At 63.4% G+C, this 15,791-nt stretch carries 25 protein-coding genes; all 25 read right to left on the bottom strand.

Annotated elements, in window-relative coordinates:
* Positions 1-299: 299 nt before the first annotated feature.
* Positions 300-827 carry a hypothetical protein gene (locus RE429_RS09035; protein WP_414473949.1) on the bottom strand — a complete coding sequence of 176 codons (528 nt, stop codon included), beginning with the start codon at positions 825-827 and terminating at the stop codon, positions 300-302.
* 110 nt (positions 828-937) lie between these two features.
* Positions 938-1,324, bottom strand: coding sequence for a fluoride efflux transporter CrcB (gene crcB, locus RE429_RS09030; protein ID WP_414473948.1), 387 nt, complete (start codon positions 1,322-1,324; stop codon positions 938-940).
* A gap of 3 nt (positions 1,325-1,327) precedes the next feature.
* Entirely contained in the window at positions 1,328-2,647 is a 1,320-nt protein-coding gene (locus RE429_RS09025; protein WP_414473947.1) for a replication-associated recombination protein A, read from the bottom strand.
* Positions 2,648-2,749: 102 nt separating this feature from the next.
* Entirely contained in the window at positions 2,750-3,193 is a 444-nt protein-coding gene (locus RE429_RS09020; RefSeq protein ID WP_414473946.1) for a GNAT family N-acetyltransferase, read from the bottom strand.
* Positions 3,190-4,596 (bottom strand): Do family serine endopeptidase, encoded by a 1,407-nt coding sequence (locus RE429_RS09015; RefSeq protein ID WP_414473945.1) that lies wholly within the window; start codon positions 4,594-4,596, stop codon positions 3,190-3,192. The genes RE429_RS09020 and RE429_RS09015 overlap by 4 nt, the downstream gene beginning before the upstream one ends.
* A gap of 147 nt (positions 4,597-4,743) precedes the next feature.
* Positions 4,744-5,166: a 50S ribosomal protein L17 gene (gene rplQ, locus RE429_RS09010; RefSeq protein WP_414473944.1), complete on the bottom strand. Its 423-nt coding sequence runs from the start codon at positions 5,164-5,166 to the stop codon at positions 4,744-4,746.
* A gap of 120 nt (positions 5,167-5,286) precedes the next feature.
* Positions 5,287-6,309, bottom strand: a complete 1,023-nt coding sequence (locus tag RE429_RS09005; RefSeq protein WP_370438035.1) for a DNA-directed RNA polymerase subunit alpha — start codon at positions 6,307-6,309, stop codon at positions 5,287-5,289.
* A 92-nt stretch (positions 6,310-6,401) separates the two neighbouring features.
* Complete coding sequence (rpsK, locus tag RE429_RS09000; RefSeq protein ID WP_091136316.1) at positions 6,402-6,791, bottom strand: 30S ribosomal protein S11; 390 nt, start codon at positions 6,789-6,791, stop codon at positions 6,402-6,404.
* A gap of 79 nt (positions 6,792-6,870) precedes the next feature.
* A complete protein-coding gene (gene rpsM, locus RE429_RS08995) occupies positions 6,871-7,239 on the bottom strand; it encodes a 30S ribosomal protein S13 (protein ID WP_414473943.1) in 369 nt (122 codons plus the stop codon).
* Positions 7,240-7,478: 239 nt separating this feature from the next.
* Positions 7,479-8,060 carry an adenylate kinase gene (locus RE429_RS08990; protein ID WP_414473942.1) on the bottom strand — a complete coding sequence of 194 codons (582 nt, stop codon included), beginning with the start codon at positions 8,058-8,060 and terminating at the stop codon, positions 7,479-7,481.
* A gap of 60 nt (positions 8,061-8,120) precedes the next feature.
* Complete coding sequence (secY, locus tag RE429_RS08985) at positions 8,121-9,458, bottom strand: preprotein translocase subunit SecY (RefSeq protein ID WP_414473941.1); 1,338 nt, start codon at positions 9,456-9,458, stop codon at positions 8,121-8,123.
* Between the two features lie 206 nt (positions 9,459-9,664).
* Positions 9,665-10,138 (bottom strand): 50S ribosomal protein L15, encoded by a 474-nt coding sequence (gene rplO / locus RE429_RS08980; protein WP_414473940.1) that lies wholly within the window; start codon positions 10,136-10,138, stop codon positions 9,665-9,667.
* A gap of 11 nt (positions 10,139-10,149) precedes the next feature.
* Positions 10,150-10,353, bottom strand: coding sequence for a 50S ribosomal protein L30 (gene rpmD, locus RE429_RS08975; protein WP_370438040.1), 204 nt, complete (start codon positions 10,351-10,353; stop codon positions 10,150-10,152).
* A 14-nt stretch (positions 10,354-10,367) separates the two neighbouring features.
* Entirely contained in the window at positions 10,368-10,937 is a 570-nt protein-coding gene (gene rpsE, locus RE429_RS08970) for a 30S ribosomal protein S5 (RefSeq protein WP_414473939.1), read from the bottom strand.
* A 124-nt stretch (positions 10,938-11,061) separates the two neighbouring features.
* On the bottom strand, positions 11,062-11,424 hold the full coding sequence (gene rplR / locus RE429_RS08965; protein WP_370438042.1) for a 50S ribosomal protein L18: 363 nt from the start codon (positions 11,422-11,424) through the stop codon (positions 11,062-11,064).
* 12 nt (positions 11,425-11,436) lie between these two features.
* A complete protein-coding gene (gene rplF / locus RE429_RS08960) occupies positions 11,437-11,970 on the bottom strand; it encodes a 50S ribosomal protein L6 (RefSeq protein WP_414473938.1) in 534 nt (177 codons plus the stop codon).
* A gap of 37 nt (positions 11,971-12,007) precedes the next feature.
* Positions 12,008-12,403, bottom strand: coding sequence for a 30S ribosomal protein S8 (gene rpsH, locus RE429_RS08955; RefSeq protein WP_134499503.1), 396 nt, complete (start codon positions 12,401-12,403; stop codon positions 12,008-12,010).
* A 15-nt stretch (positions 12,404-12,418) separates the two neighbouring features.
* Positions 12,419-12,724: a 30S ribosomal protein S14 gene (gene rpsN, locus RE429_RS08950; protein WP_414473937.1), complete on the bottom strand. Its 306-nt coding sequence runs from the start codon at positions 12,722-12,724 to the stop codon at positions 12,419-12,421.
* A gap of 39 nt (positions 12,725-12,763) precedes the next feature.
* Complete coding sequence (rplE, locus tag RE429_RS08945) at positions 12,764-13,330, bottom strand: 50S ribosomal protein L5 (RefSeq protein ID WP_414473936.1); 567 nt, start codon at positions 13,328-13,330, stop codon at positions 12,764-12,766.
* Positions 13,323-13,640 (bottom strand): 50S ribosomal protein L24, encoded by a 318-nt coding sequence (gene rplX / locus RE429_RS08940; protein WP_414473935.1) that lies wholly within the window; start codon positions 13,638-13,640, stop codon positions 13,323-13,325. Before rplX ends, rplE begins: the two co-directional genes overlap by 8 nt.
* Positions 13,640-14,008, bottom strand: a complete 369-nt coding sequence (gene rplN / locus RE429_RS08935) for a 50S ribosomal protein L14 (RefSeq protein ID WP_009764309.1) — start codon at positions 14,006-14,008, stop codon at positions 13,640-13,642. The genes rplX and rplN overlap by 1 nt, the downstream gene beginning before the upstream one ends.
* A gap of 163 nt (positions 14,009-14,171) precedes the next feature.
* Positions 14,172-14,411 carry a 30S ribosomal protein S17 gene (gene rpsQ, locus RE429_RS08930; protein WP_414473934.1) on the bottom strand — a complete coding sequence of 80 codons (240 nt, stop codon included), beginning with the start codon at positions 14,409-14,411 and terminating at the stop codon, positions 14,172-14,174.
* A gap of 12 nt (positions 14,412-14,423) precedes the next feature.
* On the bottom strand, positions 14,424-14,636 hold the full coding sequence (gene rpmC / locus RE429_RS08925) for a 50S ribosomal protein L29 (protein WP_370438046.1): 213 nt from the start codon (positions 14,634-14,636) through the stop codon (positions 14,424-14,426).
* A gap of 12 nt (positions 14,637-14,648) precedes the next feature.
* Complete coding sequence (rplP, locus tag RE429_RS08920; RefSeq protein ID WP_414473933.1) at positions 14,649-15,062, bottom strand: 50S ribosomal protein L16; 414 nt, start codon at positions 15,060-15,062, stop codon at positions 14,649-14,651.
* Positions 15,063-15,086: 24 nt separating this feature from the next.
* A complete protein-coding gene (rpsC, locus tag RE429_RS08915; RefSeq protein ID WP_134499499.1) occupies positions 15,087-15,791 on the bottom strand; it encodes a 30S ribosomal protein S3 in 705 nt (234 codons plus the stop codon).

Raw genomic sequence — 15,791 nt, 5'->3', positions numbered from 1 at the left:
ATCGTGGGTACCAGAGCGCCGCACGGGCGGCAATCGAGCACCGAAATCATTTTGATTGCGGCGGCGCCTCCCGACGCAGGCGAGCCTGCCGCACGGATAGGATCATGAGGATCGCCCGGCACGGTCCCATGCCGGGCGAATTGTCCGAAGGATGGGTCCAGGCTCCCTCCCGGTCGCCTGTCGGCGAGCCCTAACGCTACAGCGTCGGGCGTGACATCGACCTCACGTCCGACGCTTTACCATTGTGAGCTTGAGCATCTTTTCACGCAAAACCTGTTCACCCTTTCGGGATCGATGCTCTAGTAGCACACCACGACGCGGCGCAGGACGATGTGGCCCCAACGATTCACGACGCGACGGGGGGCGAGATAGCAGGCGCCGCCATAGGCGACCCCGTAGGTGGGATACCCGTAGTCGTAATAGGAATCGTAGGGATAGCCGTAGCCGAGACCCCCGAGAAGCGCCCCGCTCACGAGGCCGAAGGCGAAGCCGTTATTGTGATGGAAGCGACCGTGATCGAAGAACGGGCGGTTCCCGAAGAAGGGGCGACCGGCAAAGCCTGGACGGAAGCCTGGACGGAATCCTGGGCTGAAGCCCATATGGGGGCCCGGATGCATGAGGAACGGATGGAACCCGCCCATGCCTCCATGGAAGCCGCCCATGCCCCCAAAGCCCCCCATGCCTCCATGGAAACCGCCCATGCCGCCTCCAAATCGCGCATCGGCAGGCGCCGCGACCGCAATGGCTCCCGCGCCGATGACGGCGGCGATCAGCCAGGATTTGAATTTCGGTTTGGATAGGGATTTCGACTCGCATGCAACGTTCATGACAATGCCCTCCGTTAGGGCCAACTCACTCTTGTCATAAACAACACTTCCGGCCGCGAATTATTCGAACATGCCTCCGCCGCCGGAGAGTCTTCTCCGGTCGGCCGTCGTCAGGCGGCCATCGCGCGGATCACGGCCAATCCCGACACCAGCCCAGCCAGGGACAACAGGACCGAGGCCGCGATGTATCCGGCAGCGACTCCCGCCTGCCCGCGTTCCCAGATCAGCACCGCGTCGAGGGAAAAAGCCGAGAACGTCGTGAAGCCCCCGAGAATACCCGTGGTGAGGAAGAGGCGCAGCGGCTGGCTCCACCCCTCGCCCGCCTTGAACGCCAGCCATCCGGCGATGGCGCCCATGAGGAACGACCCCACCACGTTCACGGTCAGGGTGCCCCAGGGAAAGGCCATGCCGCAGTAGCGGGCGCAGCCGATATTCACCGCATGGCGGAAAGCCCCGCCGATTCCGGCGCCGAGAAAAACGAGGAGATAAGCCTTCATGGTCTAGTCCTGTCCGCCGCCGCGCCGTTCGCGGCGAAGCTTCTCCCACCAATCGAGGCGCTTCCTCACCTCGCGTTCGAAGCCACGGTCGACGGGTTCATAGAACGTCTGTCGGCCGAGCTTCTCGGGCCAGTAATCCTGCCCCGAGAACGCGTCCGGCTCATCGTGATCGTAGCGGTAGTTCTCTCCGTAGCCGATCTTCTTCATGAGCTTCGTCGGTGCGTTCAGGATCGTTCTGGGAGGCATGAGCGAGCCGTAGGCCTTCGCGGCCGCCGTCGCCCCCTTGTAGGCGGTGTAGAGCGCGTTCGATTTCGGCGCCGTGGCGAGATAGATCGTGGCCTGGGCCAGCGCCAGCTCGCCCTCGGGCGAGCCCAGGAAATCGAAGGCGTCCTTTGCCGCGTTCGCGATCACCAGCGCCTGCGGATCGGCAAGCCCGATATCCTCCACCGCCGCGCGGACGAGACGGCGGGCGATGAACAGGCGGTCCTCGCCTGCGTCCAGCATGCGCGCGAGGTAATAGAGCGCGGCGTCCGGATCCGAGCCGCGAATGGCCTTGTGCAGGGCGGAGATGAGATTGTAATGCCCCTCCTGCCCCTTGTCGTAGATCGGCGCGCGGCGCTGGATGATCTCCTGCAGCTGCGCCGCGTCGAAGACCTCGCCGGGCTTGGCCGAACGCCACACCTCTTCGGCCAGGGTCAGCACGGCGCGCCCGTCTCCGTCGGCCATGCGCACCAGGGAAGCGCGCGCCTCGTCGTCCAGCGGCAGAGCCTTTCCCGTGATCGCCTCGGCTCTCGCCAGGATCTGCCGGATCGCCTCCTCGTCGAGCGCCTTGAACAGAAGCACGCGGGCGCGGGAAAGAAGCGCCGCATTCAGCTCGAAGGACGGGTTCTCGGTGGTCGCCCCGACCAGAGTGATCGTGCCGTCCTCCATGACGGGCAGGAAGGCATCGAGCTGCGCGCGGTTGAAGCGGTGGATCTCGTCGACGAAGAGCAGCGTGCCCTTGCCGAGCGCCCGGCGCTGGCGGGCGGCTTCGAACACCTTCTTCAGATCGGCAACGCCCGAGAAGATGGCCGAGATCTGCTCGAAATGCAGATCCGTGTCATGGGCGAGAAGCCGCGCGACCGTGGTCTTTCCCGTCCCGGGCGGTCCCCAGAAGATCAGGGAGCCGAGAGACTTCGAGACGATCAGCCGGGTCAGGATGCCGTCGGGACCGACGAGATGATCCTGCCCTACGACCTCGGACAGCATCTGCGGCCGCATCCGGTCGGCGAGCGGCCGAGGCGCGTTCCGATCGAGGCCGGCGGATGAGAACAGGTCGCTCATGGTCCCTCGGAATTTAGAGCATCGAACGCAAAAGTGGGAACCGGTTCTGTGTGAAAAGATGCTCGAAAGGAGAGATCGACAGCATCGGATGCGGGTTGGATCTCACACCCGATGCTGGAGCCGCGCATAGACATCCGGGTCGAGCCGTTGCATCAGCCTTTCGGGATTCTCCGGGATGGAAAAGCCGTATTCGGCGTAGAAGCCGTGAGCATCCCTCGTTGCCAGCATCCAGCGGCGCAGATCCTGAAGGTCCGGATGCCCCATGATGGCGTCCATCAGGGCCCTCCCCGCGCCCTTGCCCCGCGTGCCGGCGCACACGAAGACATCGCAGAGATAGGCGAAGGTGGCCCTGTCCGTGACGACCCGGGCAAAGCCCCGCAGCTCTCCGGCCCTATCGCGCAGAGCGAAGCAGAGGGAGTTCGCCACGGAACGCTGGAAGAATGGGAACGGCAGGTCCTTGGCCCAGTAGCTCTCGGTGGAGATCCAGCGGTAGGCCGTGGCGATTTCGGCATCGGACAGCGCGGTGGAAACCGTCCAGCCGCTCATCGGCCGAGCACCGTCGTGAACACGCGGCCGCCGCGGTTGATCGTGATTTCCCAATAGCCTCCGGCCTGGCCGATCAGCCGTTCGGCGTCCTTCGTGGAAGCCAGCCGCTCGCCGTTGATGGCCACGATGAGATCGCCCTTCTGGAAGCCGACATTCGCCGCCACGCCGCGGTCGTCGAGATCCGCGACCACCACACCCTGGTCGGCCATGTCGACCTGGAGCTCGTCGGCCACCGCCGGCGAGATATTGACCAGGGTCGCGCCGGCGAACGGAGTCCGCGCACGGCCGCGGACCGGATCCCGCGACGGATTCTCGGGCGGAGGCGTCAGCTTGACCTGGAGCGTGCTCTGCTTCCCGCTGCGCAGGATCGTCAGGGGCGTCTGCCCCTGCGTGCCCTTCAGCGTGAAGCGGTAGCCGAAGGAATCGGGGTTGTCGATGGATTGTCCGTCCACCGCCAGGATCACGTCCCCCCGCTTCAATCCGGCTTCTGCGCCGGGCCCCTTTTCGAAAACGGACGTGACCAGAGCCCCCGTGGGATGATCCAGGCCGAGCCCCGTCGCGATGTCGCCGTCAACGCCCTGGAGCTGCGCGCCGAGCCACGGGCGCACCACGTTGCGCGCCCCGCCCTTGGCCGAGTTGATGACGACCCGAACCATGCTGGACGGAATGGCGAAGCCGATGCCGATGCTGCCCCCGGAACGGGAATAGATGGCGGTATTGATGCCGACGAGCTGGCCGCTCATGTCGATGAGGGCGCCGCCGGAATTGCCCGGATTGATGGCCGCATCGGTCTGAATGAAGAACTGGTAGTCGGAGATCCCGACCTGCGTGCGCGCGACGGCGGAGACGATGCCTTGGGTCACCGTCTGACCGACCCCGAACGGATTGCCGATGGCCAGAACGAGGTCGCCCACCTGCAGCGCCTCGGAATCCCCGATGGAGATGCTTTGGAGATTCGTCGCCCCCTTCAGCCTGAGCACGGCGAGATCGATGCGGCTGTCCCGGAGAACGATCTCCGCCTCGAATTCCCGCCGGTCGGCGAGCGCTACCTTCACCTCGTTCATGTTCTCGATGACGTGGTTGTTGGTGATCACGAGACCGGACGGATCGACGATCACGCCCGAACCGAGGGAGCTCTGGGAACGGCCTCGCGGGATGCCCGGCGCACCCTCGCCGAAGAACCGGCGAAAGAACTCGTCCATCGAGGGATTCTGCCGCCGATCGTTGCGTGAGGCATAGACGTTCACCACGGCCCCCGCGGTCTCGCGAACGATCGGCGCGAAAGAGAGCTGAACCTGCGCCTTGCTCTCCGGCACGGCGCGCTGGGTCTGGGCGGAAGCGCTCCCAACCCCAAACGCGACAGCGGCGGCGATGAGCATCAGACGGATCGGAGAACAACGCATGGGGTCGAATCCCTTCAACAACGGCAATAATCGATAAAGTGCCTGAGCTGGAACACCAAGCTCCCGACACATAGGGCAAAGCGCCCCGCAAGCAAAAAGGGCGGCCCGAAGGACCGCCCTTGATGCAATCGGCTGACGCCGGAGCGATTACTCGGCGGCCTCGACGATCTCTTCCTTCTGGGTCGGGCCCGAATCCTGGCCGCGCGCGTCGACGTCGCGATCCACGAACTCGATCACGGCCATCGGGGCGTTGTCGCCGAAGCGGAAGCCGGCCTTCAGGACACGGGTGTAGCCGCCGTTGCGGTCCTTGTAGCGAGCGCCAAGAACGTCGAACAGCTTCTTCACCATCGCCTCGTCGCGCAGCTTGGACATGGCCTGGCGGCGGGCATGCAGGTCGCCGCGCTTGCCGAGCGTGATCAGCTTCTCGACGACCGGACGCAGGTCCTTGGCCTTCGGAAGGGTAGTGACGATCTGCTCGTGCTTGATCAGCGCAGCCGCCATATTGGCGAACATTGCCTTGCGGTGCTCGCTCGTGCGGTTGAAACGACGACCACTGAATCCATGACGCATTGGCTCTCTCCTTGATTTCACGGCCGCCGTGCCAAGGTACGGCCGTCTCTCTTAATTCACCGCCGTTCCCGGCGGGCCGTATCCGAAGCCGCCCTCCGGATGGAGGCGGCTTCGAGAAACTCAGTAATGCTCTTCGAAGCGCTTCGCGAGATCTTCGATGTTCTCGGGCGGCCAGCCCGGCACGTCCATGCCGAGGTGCAGGCCCATGCCGGCGAGAACTTCCTTGATCTCGTTGAGCGACTTGCGGCCGAAGTTCGGGGTGCGGAGCATCTCCGCCTCGGACTTCTGGATGAGGTCGCCGATATAGACGATGTTGTCGTTCTTCAGGCAGTTCGCCGAACGGACCGACAGCTCGAGCTCGTCGACCTTCTTGAGCAGCGCCGGGTTGAACGGAAGCTGCGGCGCGGCTGCGGCCGTCTCTTCCTTCCGGGGCTCCTCGAAGTTGACGAAGACCTGGAGCTGATCCTGCAGGATGCGGGCGGCATAGGCCACGGCATCCTCGGGCGTCACGGCGCCGTTGGTCTCGACCGTCATGATCAGCTTGTCGTAGTCGAGAATCTGGCCCTCGCGGGTGTTCTCGATGCGATACGACACCTTCTTGACCGGGCTGTAGAGCGAATCGACCGGGATGAGGCCGATCGGAGCATCCTCCGCGCGGTTACGCTCGGCCGGGACATAGCCCTTGCCGGTATCGACCGTGAACTCCATGCGGATCTCGGCACCGTCGTCGAGGGTGCAGAGAACGAGTTCAGGATTCAGAATCTGAACGTCGCCGACCGTGTTGATGTCGCCTGCGGTGACCGCGCCGGGGCCGGTCTTGCGGAGCGTCATGCGCTTCGGACCCTCGCCCTGCATCCTGATGGCGACCGCCTTCACGTTCAGAACGATGTCCGTCACATCCTCGCGGACGCCCGGGATGGACGAGAACTCGTGCAGCACGCCGTCGATATGGATCGACGTCACCGCCGCGCCCTGGAGCGACGACAGGAGAACACGACGCAGCGAGTTGCCGAGCGTCGTGCCGAAGCCGCGCTCGAGCGGCTCGGCAACCACCGTCGCGATGCGCTTCGGATCGACGCCGGGGGCGACTTCGAGCTTGTTGGGCTTAATCAGCTCTTGCCAGTTCTTTTGGATCACAACCACACCTCTCGAGGTACGGCTTGAAGGGAGGCCACGGGCCAGCCCTTTAAACCGGAACGCGCGCGGGCGAAGGCCCACGCGCCGGATGATCTTAATTAGACGCGGCGACGCTTGCGAGGGCGGCAGCCGTTGTGCGGGATCGGCGTCACGTCACGGATCGAGGTGACGGTGAAGCCGGCCGACTGAAGGGCGCGCAGTGCGGACTCACGGCCGGAGCCGGGACCGGACACCTCGACCTCGAGGGTGCGCATGCCGTGCTCGGCAGCCTTGCGGGCAGCATCCTCAGCCGCGACCTGCGCGGCGTAAGGGGTCGACTTGCGGGAGCCCTTGAAGCCCATCGCGCCGGCCGAGGACCACGAAATCGTGTTGCCCTGTGCATCCGTGATGGTGATCATGGTGTTGTTGAACGAGGCGTTCACATGCGCCACGCCGGAGACGATGTTCTTGCGTTCGCGGCGGCGTACGCGGGTCGCTTCTTTAGCCATTCCAAAGATCCTTCAAACGCGCCCGTTATGCCAGGCGCTCGGGAGAAAAGGGCCACCCGCCCGGGTGGCCGCTGAAAACTTACTTCTTCTTGCCGGCGATCGGCTTCGCCTTGCCCTTGCGGGTGCGGGCGTTGGTGTGGGTGCGCTGGCCGCGAACCGGCAGGCTGCGGCGGTGACGCAGACCACGGTAAGCGCCGAGATCCATCAGGCGCTTGATGTTCATGGACACTTCGCGGCGAAGGTCGCCTTCCACGAGATAATCGCGGTCGATGGTCTCGCGGATGGCCAGAACCTCGGCGTCGGTCAGCTGGTTCACGCGGCGCTCGGCCGGGATGTTGACCTTCTCGACGATCTCCTGAGCCTTCTTGGGCCCGATGCCGTGGATATACTGAAGCGCGATCACAACGCGCTTGCCGGTCGGGATGTTGACGCCTGCTATACGGGCCATCGTCCGTCTCCATATGATGAAGCCTGAGCTTCCGTTGATGATTGTCGCGCGTCCGGTGGAGGCCGGCCCCTGCGCGGGTTATGAATGCAAAAGAAAACGGCCCGAACGACCTCCTGCGAAGCCTTCGGAACCGGATGCCTTCTGATGCAAGAGGTGGCACATAGCCGCAAATCGAAGCGCCGTCAACCTTTGTTTAGGAGACAAAAAACCGCGAGGCCCGAATCGGTGAGGCTTGAACCTCACCGCCCGAGAATCGCCTTCACGGCCTGGGTCACCTCGTCGATGGCCTTCATGCCGTCGACCGCCTTCAGCATGCCCCTGCCTTCGTAGTAGGCGGACAGAGGAGCGGTCTGGTTCCGGTAGGCCTCGAGACGGGTCTTGAAGACATCCGGATTGTCGTCCTTGCGGACCTGCTCGCCGCGGGCTTCCGTCTCCAGGGCCCGCTTCACGATGCGGTCCACGAGCTCGTTCTCGTTGACCTTGAACTCGATCACGCCGTCGAGCTTGAGGCCCTTCTCGGCCAGCATGGAATCGAAGGCCTCGGCCTGCGCCACGGTGCGGGGAAAACCGTCGAGGATGAAACCCGCCTTGGCGTCGGACTCCTCGATCCGGTCCGCGATGATGCCGACCACGATGTCGTCGGACACCAGCTCTCCGCGATCCATCACGGCCTTCGCCTTGAGGCCTACCGGGGTGCCGGCAGCCACCGCCGCCCGGAGCATATCGCCGGTCGACAGCTGGGGTATTCCCAGACGCTCGACCAGACGCACGGCCTGGGTCCCTTTACCGGCCCCAGGCGGCCCCAGCAGGATGATCCTCATAGACGTTCCCCTCACAACTTGAATGGGCACCCCGCATTGCCCTGCGGGGATGCCGACCTCTTACCGCCGCCGTGCGCCCTTGAGCTTCGCCTTCTTGACGAGGCCCTCGTACTGGTGCGCCAACAGATGGCCGTGCACCTGGGCAACCGTGTCCATGGTAACAGACACGACGATCAGGAGCGAAGTGCCGCCAAAGTAGAATGGCAGCGCCGCGTAGGACACCAGAACTTCCGGAATCAGGCAGATGATGACGAGGTAAGCTGCACCGAGAACGGTGATGCGAGTCAACACCTGATCGATAAAGTCGGCCGTTCTTTCACCGGGACGGATGCCCGGAATGAACCCGCCCTGCTTCTTCAGGTTGTCGGCGGTTTCGGTCGGGTTGAACACGATGGCCGTGTAGAAGAACGCGAAGAAGACGATCAGAGCCGCATAGAGGAACATGTAGGCCGGACGCCCATGCCCGAGATAGGTCGTGAGCATGGAGATGAACCCGGTGCCGTCCGCGCCGGTCTGGAAGCTGGCGATGGTGGCCGGCAGCAGCAGGAGCGACGAGGCGAAGATCGGCGGGATGACGCCCGAGGTGTTGAGCTTGAGCGGCAGGAACGAGGTCTGGCCCTCGTACAGGCGGTTGCCGACCTGGCGCTTCGGATAATTGATCAGAAGGCGCCGCTGAGCCCGCTCCATGAACACGACGAAGTAGATGATGGCGACCGCCATCACGATCACGCCGATGATCAGCCCTGTCGAGATCGCACCCTGCCGTCCGAGCTCGAGCGTTCCGGCGATGGCCCGCGGAAGGTTGGCGACGATACCCGCGAAGATGATGAGGGAGGTGCCGTTGCCGATGCCGCGAGAGGTGATCTGCTCACCGAGCCACATCAGGAACATGGTGCCGCCGGTCAGGGTGATGACCGTCGAGATGAGGAAGAAGGGACCCGGGGCCAGAACAATGTTGCCCGAGCTCTGCAGGCCCACGGCGATGCCCCAGGACTGGAACACGGCCAGGAACACGGTCAGGTAGCGGGTATACTGGTTCAGGATCTTGCGGCCCGCCTCCCCTTCCTTCTTGAGCGCCTCGAGCGAGGGAAGAACGGAGGTGAGAAGCTGGACGATGATCGATGCCGAAATGTAGGGCATGATGTTCAGGGCGAAGATCGCCATGCGCTCGACGGCGCCGCCCGAAAACATGTTGAAAAGCCCGAGAACGCCGCCGCTGGCGTTCTGGAAGCTCTGCGAAAGGGCCTCCGGGTTGATCCCGGGCAGCGGGATATAGGTGCCGAGGCGATAAATGATGAGCGCACCGAGGGTGAACCAAATGCGCTTCTTCAATTCCTCCGCCTTGGCGATCGACCCGAAATTGATGTTTGCGGCGAGTTGCTCGGCTGCTGAAGCCATTTTTCGTCCCCGAAATACCGAGGCATGATCGACATAGGGCCTAAGCGGGCTCCGCACGGATCATGCAAACTTTTGAAGGCAGGAGCTTGATCGCGCCTTCCTCCGGCGCAGTCAAACTTTAACTTAACGAACTCACATCACACAAACGGCGGCCACGCGATCAGACGCGGGCCGCCGCTTGGATCTGGCTTAATGTGGGCTCAGGCTCACGCCTGTGCAACGGCGCCCAGCAGGGTCACCGAACCGCCAGCCTTCTCGATCGCCTCGACGGCAGACTTGGAGGCGCCGTGGACCTGGAAGGACAGCTTCGCCTTGAGCTCGCCGACGCCGAGGATCTTCACGCCGTCACGGGCCCTGGAGACCACGCCGGCAGCTACCAGCGACTCGACGGTCACCGGAGCGGCCTGGTCGAGCTTGCCGGCCTCGATCGCCTGCTGGATGCGGCCGACATTGACCTCGTTCAGATCGATCGCGTTCGGCTTGTTGAAGCCGCGCTTCGGCAGACGGCGATGCAGGGGCATCTGACCGCCTTCGAAGCCCTTGATCGACACGCCGGTACGGGACTTCTGACCCTTGACGCCGCGGCCACCGGTCTTGCCCTTGCCCGAGCCGATACCACGGCCGACGCGCATGCGGTTCTTGGTGGAACCTTCGTTGTCACGAATTTCGTTGAGTTTCATGACCGCTCTCCTCACTGCCCGTCGACAACGCGCACGAGGTGCTTGACCTTCTCGATCATGCCGCGAACTGACGGCGTGTCTTCCAAGGTCGAGGTGCGATGGAGCTTGTTGAGCTTGAGGCCGATCAGCGTCTGGCGCTGCTTGGCCTCGCGGCGGATCGGCGAACCGATCTGCTCAACGGTGATGGTTGCTGCGGAAGCAGGCTTCTTTGCCATTCTGGAAGCCCTCCTTACGCGTCAGCGCCGGCATCGGAGCCGGCATCGACGTCACGACGGCGGGCCTGGAGCGTCGAAACCTTCAGACCACGGCGGGCAGCCACGGCGCGCGGGCTGTCCTCGTTCTTGAGCGCATCGAAGGTCGCGCGCACCAGGTTGTAGGGGTTCGACGAACCGAGCGACTTCGACACGACGTCCTGCATGCCGACCGCCTCGAAGACGGCGCGCATCGGACCGCCGGCGATGATGCCGGTACCCTGGGGAGCGGAACGCAGCACGACCTTGCCGGCGCCATGGCGGCCGTTCACGTCGTGGTGCAGGGTGCGGCCCTCGCGCAGCGAGACGCGGATCATCGAGCGCTTCGCAGCGTCGGTGGCCTTGCGGATCGCTTCCGGAACCTCACGGGCCTTGCCGTGGCCGAAGCCGACGCGGCCCTTCTGGTCGCCGACGACGACGAGAGCGGCGAAGCCGAAACGACGGCCGCCCTTCACGACTTTGGCGACGCGGTTGATATGGACCAGGCGGTCCACGAATTCGCTGTCGCGCTCGTCGCGATCAGCACGTTCTCTGGGCTCTCTTGCCATGAGACCTCTCACTTGCGCGGGCGACGGGCCCGCTCGCTGGGGTTTGTTATACGATACCCGCCGTAAAGCACGATCGGGACGGGAGGTAAACCACTCCCCGCCCCGCTCGTGAAATGTCGAATGATCAGAACTCGAGGCCGCCTTCACGGGCCGCGTCGGCGAGAGCCTTGACGCGACCGTGATAGAGGTAGCCGGAGCGATCGAAGATCACCTGCTTCACGCCAGCCTTGGCCGCGCGCTCGGCGACGAGCTTGCCCACTTCCTTCGCCGCATCGACGGTGGCGCCGGTCTTGAGCTTGCCGCGGAGATCCTTCTCGATCGTCGATGCCGAAGCCACGGTCACGCCGCGCTCGTCATCGATAACCTGGGCATAGATCTGCTTGGACGAACGGAACACCGACAAACGCGGGCGGCCGTTCGCTGCCTTCCTGATCGCACGGCGTACACGAGCCTTGCGGCGATCTTCAGCGCCTTTCTTCTCAGCCATGATACGTCGTCCTTACTTCTTCTTGCCTTCCTTGCGGAAGATGAATTCGCCGGCATACTTGACGCCCTTGCCCTTGTAGGGCTCCGGACCGCGATACTCGCGGATCTCGGCGGCGGTCTGGCCGACCTTCTGCTTGTCGATACCGGTGACGACGACTTCCGTCGGCTTCGGCGTCGTGATCGTGATGCCGGCCGGGATCTCGTAGTCGATATCGTGGCTGTAGCCGAGCGACAGCTTCAGCATCTTGCCAGCGACAGCGGCCTTGTAGCCGACGCCGTTGATCTCGAGACGCTTCTCGAAGCCGTTGGACACGCCCTGCACCAGGTTCGCAACCTGAGCGCGGGAGAGGCCCCACTTCGAGCGAGCCGCCTTCGACTGATCGCGAGGAGCAACCGAAACGGCGCCGTCCTCGAACACAACCGATACCTCTTCGGGAACGAGGAACGAGAGTTCGCCCTTCGAGCCCTTCATCTTCACCATCTGGCCGTCAACGGTCGCCGTCACTCCCGACGGAACCGGAACCGGCTTCTTGCCTACTCGTGACATTCTGGAATCTCCGTGGTTCTGTGCTGTTGCTTCGGCCTTAGAAGACCTTGCAGAGCACTTCGCCGCCCACGTTCTTCTCACGGGCCTCGTGATCGGCCATCACGCCCTGGGGCGTCGAGAGAATGGTGATGCCAAGGCCGTCAGCCACGCGGGGCATGGTGTCGACGGAAGCATACACGCGGCGGCCCGGCTTGGAGACGCGCTCGATGGAGCGGATCACCGGCTGACCGTCATAGTACTTCAGCTCGATCGAAAACTCCGTGCGGCCGTTGCCGAACTCGGTCTGCGAATAGTCGCGAATGTAACCCTCGCTCTTGAGGACCTCGAGAACGCGAGCGCGGAGCTTCGAGCCAGGGGTCGTGACCACACCGCGACGACGCATCTGCGCGTTGCGGATACGGGTGAGCATATCGCCCAACGGATCGTTGATCATATAGTGCTCTCCCTCTTACCAGCTGGACTTCACGAGGCCCGGGATCAGGCCCTTGTTGCCGAGCTCGCGCAGAGCGATGCGCGACATGCCGAGCTTCCGGTAGTAGGCGCGCGGACGGCCCGTGATCTCGCAACGGTTGCGGATGCGGGTCGCGCTCGCATTGCGGGGCAACTCAGCCAGCTTGAGGCGCGCCTCGAAGCGCTCCTCCATGGACTTCGACTCGTCGTTTGCGACCGCCAGGAGGCGCTCGCGGCGGCCGGCGAACTTCTTCACCAGCTGGCGACGATGCTTGTTCTTCTCAATAGCGCTTTTCTTAGCCATTCTTTTATCTCCAGTGTCCGCGTCTGAGGACAGCTATCCTCACTGCCGGAACGGGAAGTTGAAGTGACGCAGCAGAGCGCGGGCTTCGTCGTCGGTCTTGGCCGTCGTCGTGATGATGACGTCCATACCCCAAACCTGCTCAACCTTGTCGTAGTTGATCTCAGGGAACACCAGGTGCTCCTTGATACCCATCGCGTAGTTGCCGCGGCCGTCGAACGACTTGGGGTTCAGGCCCCGGAAGTCGCGGACGCGGGGCAGCGCGATGGTGACGAGCCGATCGAGGAACTCGTACATGCGCACCTTGCGGAGCGTAACCTTGGCGCCGATCGGCATGCCCTCGCGGACCTTGAACTGCGAGATCGCCTTGCGGGCCTTCGTGATCACCGGCTTCTGACCGGCGATGAGCGCGAGATCCGCAGCGGCCACCGTGGCCTTCTTCGAATCGGCGGTCGACTCACCGACGCCCATGTTCAGCACGATCTTGTCGATCTGCGGAATTTCCATGGGGTTCTTGTAGCCGAACTCTTCAATGAGCTTCGGACGCACCACTTCCTCGTAGTGCTTCTTCAGCCGCGGCGTGTAACCGTCCACCTGAGCCTTAGCCATCGATCAGGTCTCCCGAACGCTTCGCGAAGCGAACCTTGCGGCCGTCTTCGAGAACTTTGAAACCAACCCGGGTCGGCTTGCCGTCCTTCGGGTCCGCATAGGCCAGGTTCGACAGCTGGATCGGGGCCTCTTTCGAGATGATGCCGCTCTCCTGGGTCGCCGTCTGGCGCTGGTGGCGCTTCACCAAGTTCACGCCACGGACGACCGCGCGATCTTCCTTCGGGAGCACCTGCACGACTTCACCGGTCTTGCCCTTGTCGCGACCGGTCAGGACGACGACCTTGTCGCCCTTCTTGATCTTCGCGGCCATTAGAGCACCTCCGGCGCAAGCGAAATAATCTTCATGTGATTCTTGGCACGCAGTTCGCGCGGCACGGGCCCGAAGATACGGGTGCCGACCGGCTCTTTCTGATTGTTGATCAGAACGGCGGCATTGCGGTCGAAACGAATGACCGAGCCGTCGGCGCGACGGATGTCCTTGGCGGTGCGCACGACGACCGCCTTCATGACGTCGCCCTTCTTCACGCGACCGCGCGGAATAGCCTCTTTCACGGATACGACGATGATATCGCCCACGGAAGCGTACTTACGCTTCGAACCGCCGAGAACCTTGATGCACATCACGCGACGGGCGCCGGAATTATCGGCGACGTCAAGATTCGTCTGCATCTGGATCATGGCTTTGATCCTTTCCTTTGTTTCAGACAGGTTTCCGGGTCAAGGCACGATTGCCCCCCGGACTACGCCTGACGGGGATCTCCTGTCCCCTGCCCTTCAAATGTCGAGAGAGGCGGCCGTATACACGAACCGCCCCTGCTAGACAACCCCAAAAAGAAGACCGTTAGGCCTTCGCTTGGTCGACGAGCACCCAGGTCTTGAGTTTGGAGAACGGCCTGGTCTCTTCGATGAAGACCATGTCGCCCACCTTAGCTTGGTTGTTTTCATCGTGAGCGTGGTAGTTCTTCGTCTTACGCACGGTCTTTTTCAGAACCGGGTGCGTGAAACGACGTTCCACTTTCACGACGACCGTCTTGTCCTGCTTGTCGCTGACAACGACGCCCTGCAAAACGCGCTTCGGCATCTTGATTTCCTCTTAAGCCTTAGCCGCAGCGGCCTTCTGGCGCTGCAGCGTCTTGACGCGGGCGATGTCCCGGCGGACTTCACGGACGCGTCCCGTGTTCTCGAGCTGGCCGGTGGCGCGCTGGAACCGCAGGTTGAACTGTTCCTTCTTGAGGTTCAGCATCTCGTCCGACAGCTGGTCAGCGGACATTGCCTTGAGGTTCGAGAATCTTTCCTTCGACTTCATGATTCCCTCTCCTTACTCGGCAATGCGCTGGATGAAGCGCGTCTTGATCGGGAGCTTGGCTGCGCCGAGACGGAGCGCCTCACGGGCGATATCCTCCGGCACACCGTCGATCTCGAACATGATACGGCCGGGCTTGACCTTGGCGGCCCAATATTCCGGGGCGCCCTTGCCCTTACCCATACGCACTTCGGTCGGCTTCGTCGACACCGGCACGTCCGGGAAAATGCGGATCCACACCCGACCCGCGCGCTTCATGGCGCGGGTGATGGCGCGGCGAGCCGCCTCGATCTGACGAGCGTTGATCCGCTCGGGTTCCATCGCCTTCAGGCCGAACTGGCCGAAGTTGAGGTCCGTACCGCCCTTCGCAGCGCCGGAAATGCGGCCCTTGAACTGCTTACGGAACTTGGTTTTCTTCGGTTGCAACATGGCAAACCTCTCCTGACCTCTCCGTTACGCCGCCTGCTCGCGGCGGCCACCAGAGCGGCCTCCTTCCTCGTTCATCCGCTTGTCCTGAGCCATCGGATCGTGCTCAAGGATTTCGCCCTTGAAGATCCAGACCTTGATGCCGCAGGTGCCATAGGTCGTAAACGCCGTGGACACGCCGTAATCGACATCCGCACGCAGCGTGTGCAGCGGAACGCGGCCCTCGCGGTACCACTCCAGGCGGGCGATTTCAGCGCCACCCAGACGGCCCGAGCAGTTGATACGGATGCCCTCGGCGCCAAGACGCATGGCCGACTGAACGGCGCGCTTCATGGCGCGGCGGAAGGCGACGCGACGCTCGAGCTGCTGAGCGATCGAATCGGCCACCAGGGTGGCATCGACTTCCGGCTTGCGCACTTCGACGATGTTGATCGCCACATCCGCGTCGGTCATCTTCGAGACGATCTTGCGGAGCTTCTCGATGTCGGCACCCTTCTTGCCGATCACCACGCCCGGACGGCCCGAGTGAATGGTGACACGGCACTTCTTGTGCGGACGCTCGATGACGATCTTCGAGACGGCGGCCTGCTTCAGCTGCTTCATCAGCGCTTCGCGGATCGCCATGTCCTCGTGCATCAGCTTGGCGTACTCGCCTTTGCCGGCGAACCAGCGCGAGTCCCAGGTCCGGTTGATGCCGAGCCGAAGACCGATCGGGTTAACTTTCTGACCCAT

This window comes from Microvirga sp. M2 (assembly GCF_047497095.1).
Taxonomy (GTDB): Bacteria; Pseudomonadota; Alphaproteobacteria; order Rhizobiales; family Beijerinckiaceae; genus Microvirga.
This window is presented reverse-complemented; position numbering and strand designations above follow the sequence as displayed.

Coding starts and splice junctions, on each gene's coding strand:
- RE429_RS09035 (WP_414473949.1), bottom strand. CDS start 827: ATGAACGTTGCATGCGAGTCGAAATCCCTATCCAAACCGAAATTCAAA.
- crcB (WP_414473948.1), bottom strand. CDS start 1,324: ATGAAGGCTTATCTCCTCGTTTTTCTCGGCGCCGGAATCGGCGGGGCT.
- RE429_RS09025 (WP_414473947.1), bottom strand. CDS start 2,647: ATGAGCGACCTGTTCTCATCCGCCGGCCTCGATCGGAACGCGCCTCGG.
- RE429_RS09020 (WP_414473946.1), bottom strand. CDS start 3,193: ATGAGCGGCTGGACGGTTTCCACCGCGCTGTCCGATGCCGAAATCGCC.
- RE429_RS09015 (WP_414473945.1), bottom strand. CDS start 4,596: ATGCGTTGTTCTCCGATCCGTCTGATGCTCATCGCCGCCGCTGTCGCG.
- rplQ (WP_414473944.1), bottom strand. CDS start 5,166: ATGCGTCATGGATTCAGTGGTCGTCGTTTCAACCGCACGAGCGAGCAC.
- rpsK (WP_091136316.1), bottom strand. CDS start 6,791: ATGGCTAAAGAAGCGACCCGCGTACGCCGCCGCGAACGCAAGAACATC.
- rpsM (WP_414473943.1), bottom strand. CDS start 7,239: ATGGCCCGTATAGCAGGCGTCAACATCCCGACCGGCAAGCGCGTTGTG.
- RE429_RS08990 (WP_414473942.1), bottom strand. CDS start 8,060: ATGAGGATCATCCTGCTGGGGCCGCCTGGGGCCGGTAAAGGGACCCAG.
- secY (WP_414473941.1), bottom strand. CDS start 9,458: ATGGCTTCAGCAGCCGAGCAACTCGCCGCAAACATCAATTTCGGGTCG.
- rplO (WP_414473940.1), bottom strand. CDS start 10,138: ATGAAACTCAACGAAATTCGTGACAACGAAGGTTCCACCAAGAACCGC.
- rpmD (WP_370438040.1), bottom strand. CDS start 10,353: ATGGCAAAGAAGCCTGCTTCCGCAGCAACCATCACCGTTGAGCAGATC.
- rpsE (WP_414473939.1), bottom strand. CDS start 10,937: ATGGCAAGAGAGCCCAGAGAACGTGCTGATCGCGACGAGCGCGACAGC.
- rplR (WP_370438042.1), bottom strand. CDS start 11,424: ATGGCTGAGAAGAAAGGCGCTGAAGATCGCCGCAAGGCTCGTGTACGC.
- rplF (WP_414473938.1), bottom strand. CDS start 11,970: ATGTCACGAGTAGGCAAGAAGCCGGTTCCGGTTCCGTCGGGAGTGACG.
- rpsH (WP_134499503.1), bottom strand. CDS start 12,403: ATGATCAACGATCCGTTGGGCGATATGCTCACCCGTATCCGCAACGCG.
- rpsN (WP_414473937.1), bottom strand. CDS start 12,724: ATGGCTAAGAAAAGCGCTATTGAGAAGAACAAGCATCGTCGCCAGCTG.
- rplE (WP_414473936.1), bottom strand. CDS start 13,330: ATGGCTAAGGCTCAGGTGGACGGTTACACGCCGCGGCTGAAGAAGCAC.
- rplX (WP_414473935.1), bottom strand. CDS start 13,640: ATGGCCGCGAAGATCAAGAAGGGCGACAAGGTCGTCGTCCTGACCGGT.
- rplN (WP_009764309.1), bottom strand. CDS start 14,008: ATGATCCAGATGCAGACGAATCTTGACGTCGCCGATAATTCCGGCGCC.
- rpsQ (WP_414473934.1), bottom strand. CDS start 14,411: ATGCCGAAGCGCGTTTTGCAGGGCGTCGTTGTCAGCGACAAGCAGGAC.
- rpmC (WP_370438046.1), bottom strand. CDS start 14,636: ATGAAGTCGAAGGAAAGATTCTCGAACCTCAAGGCAATGTCCGCTGAC.
- rplP (WP_414473933.1), bottom strand. CDS start 15,062: ATGTTGCAACCGAAGAAAACCAAGTTCCGTAAGCAGTTCAAGGGCCGC.
- rpsC (WP_134499499.1), bottom strand. CDS start 15,791: ATGGGTCAGAAAGTTAACCCGATCGGTCTTCGGCTCGGCATCAACCGG.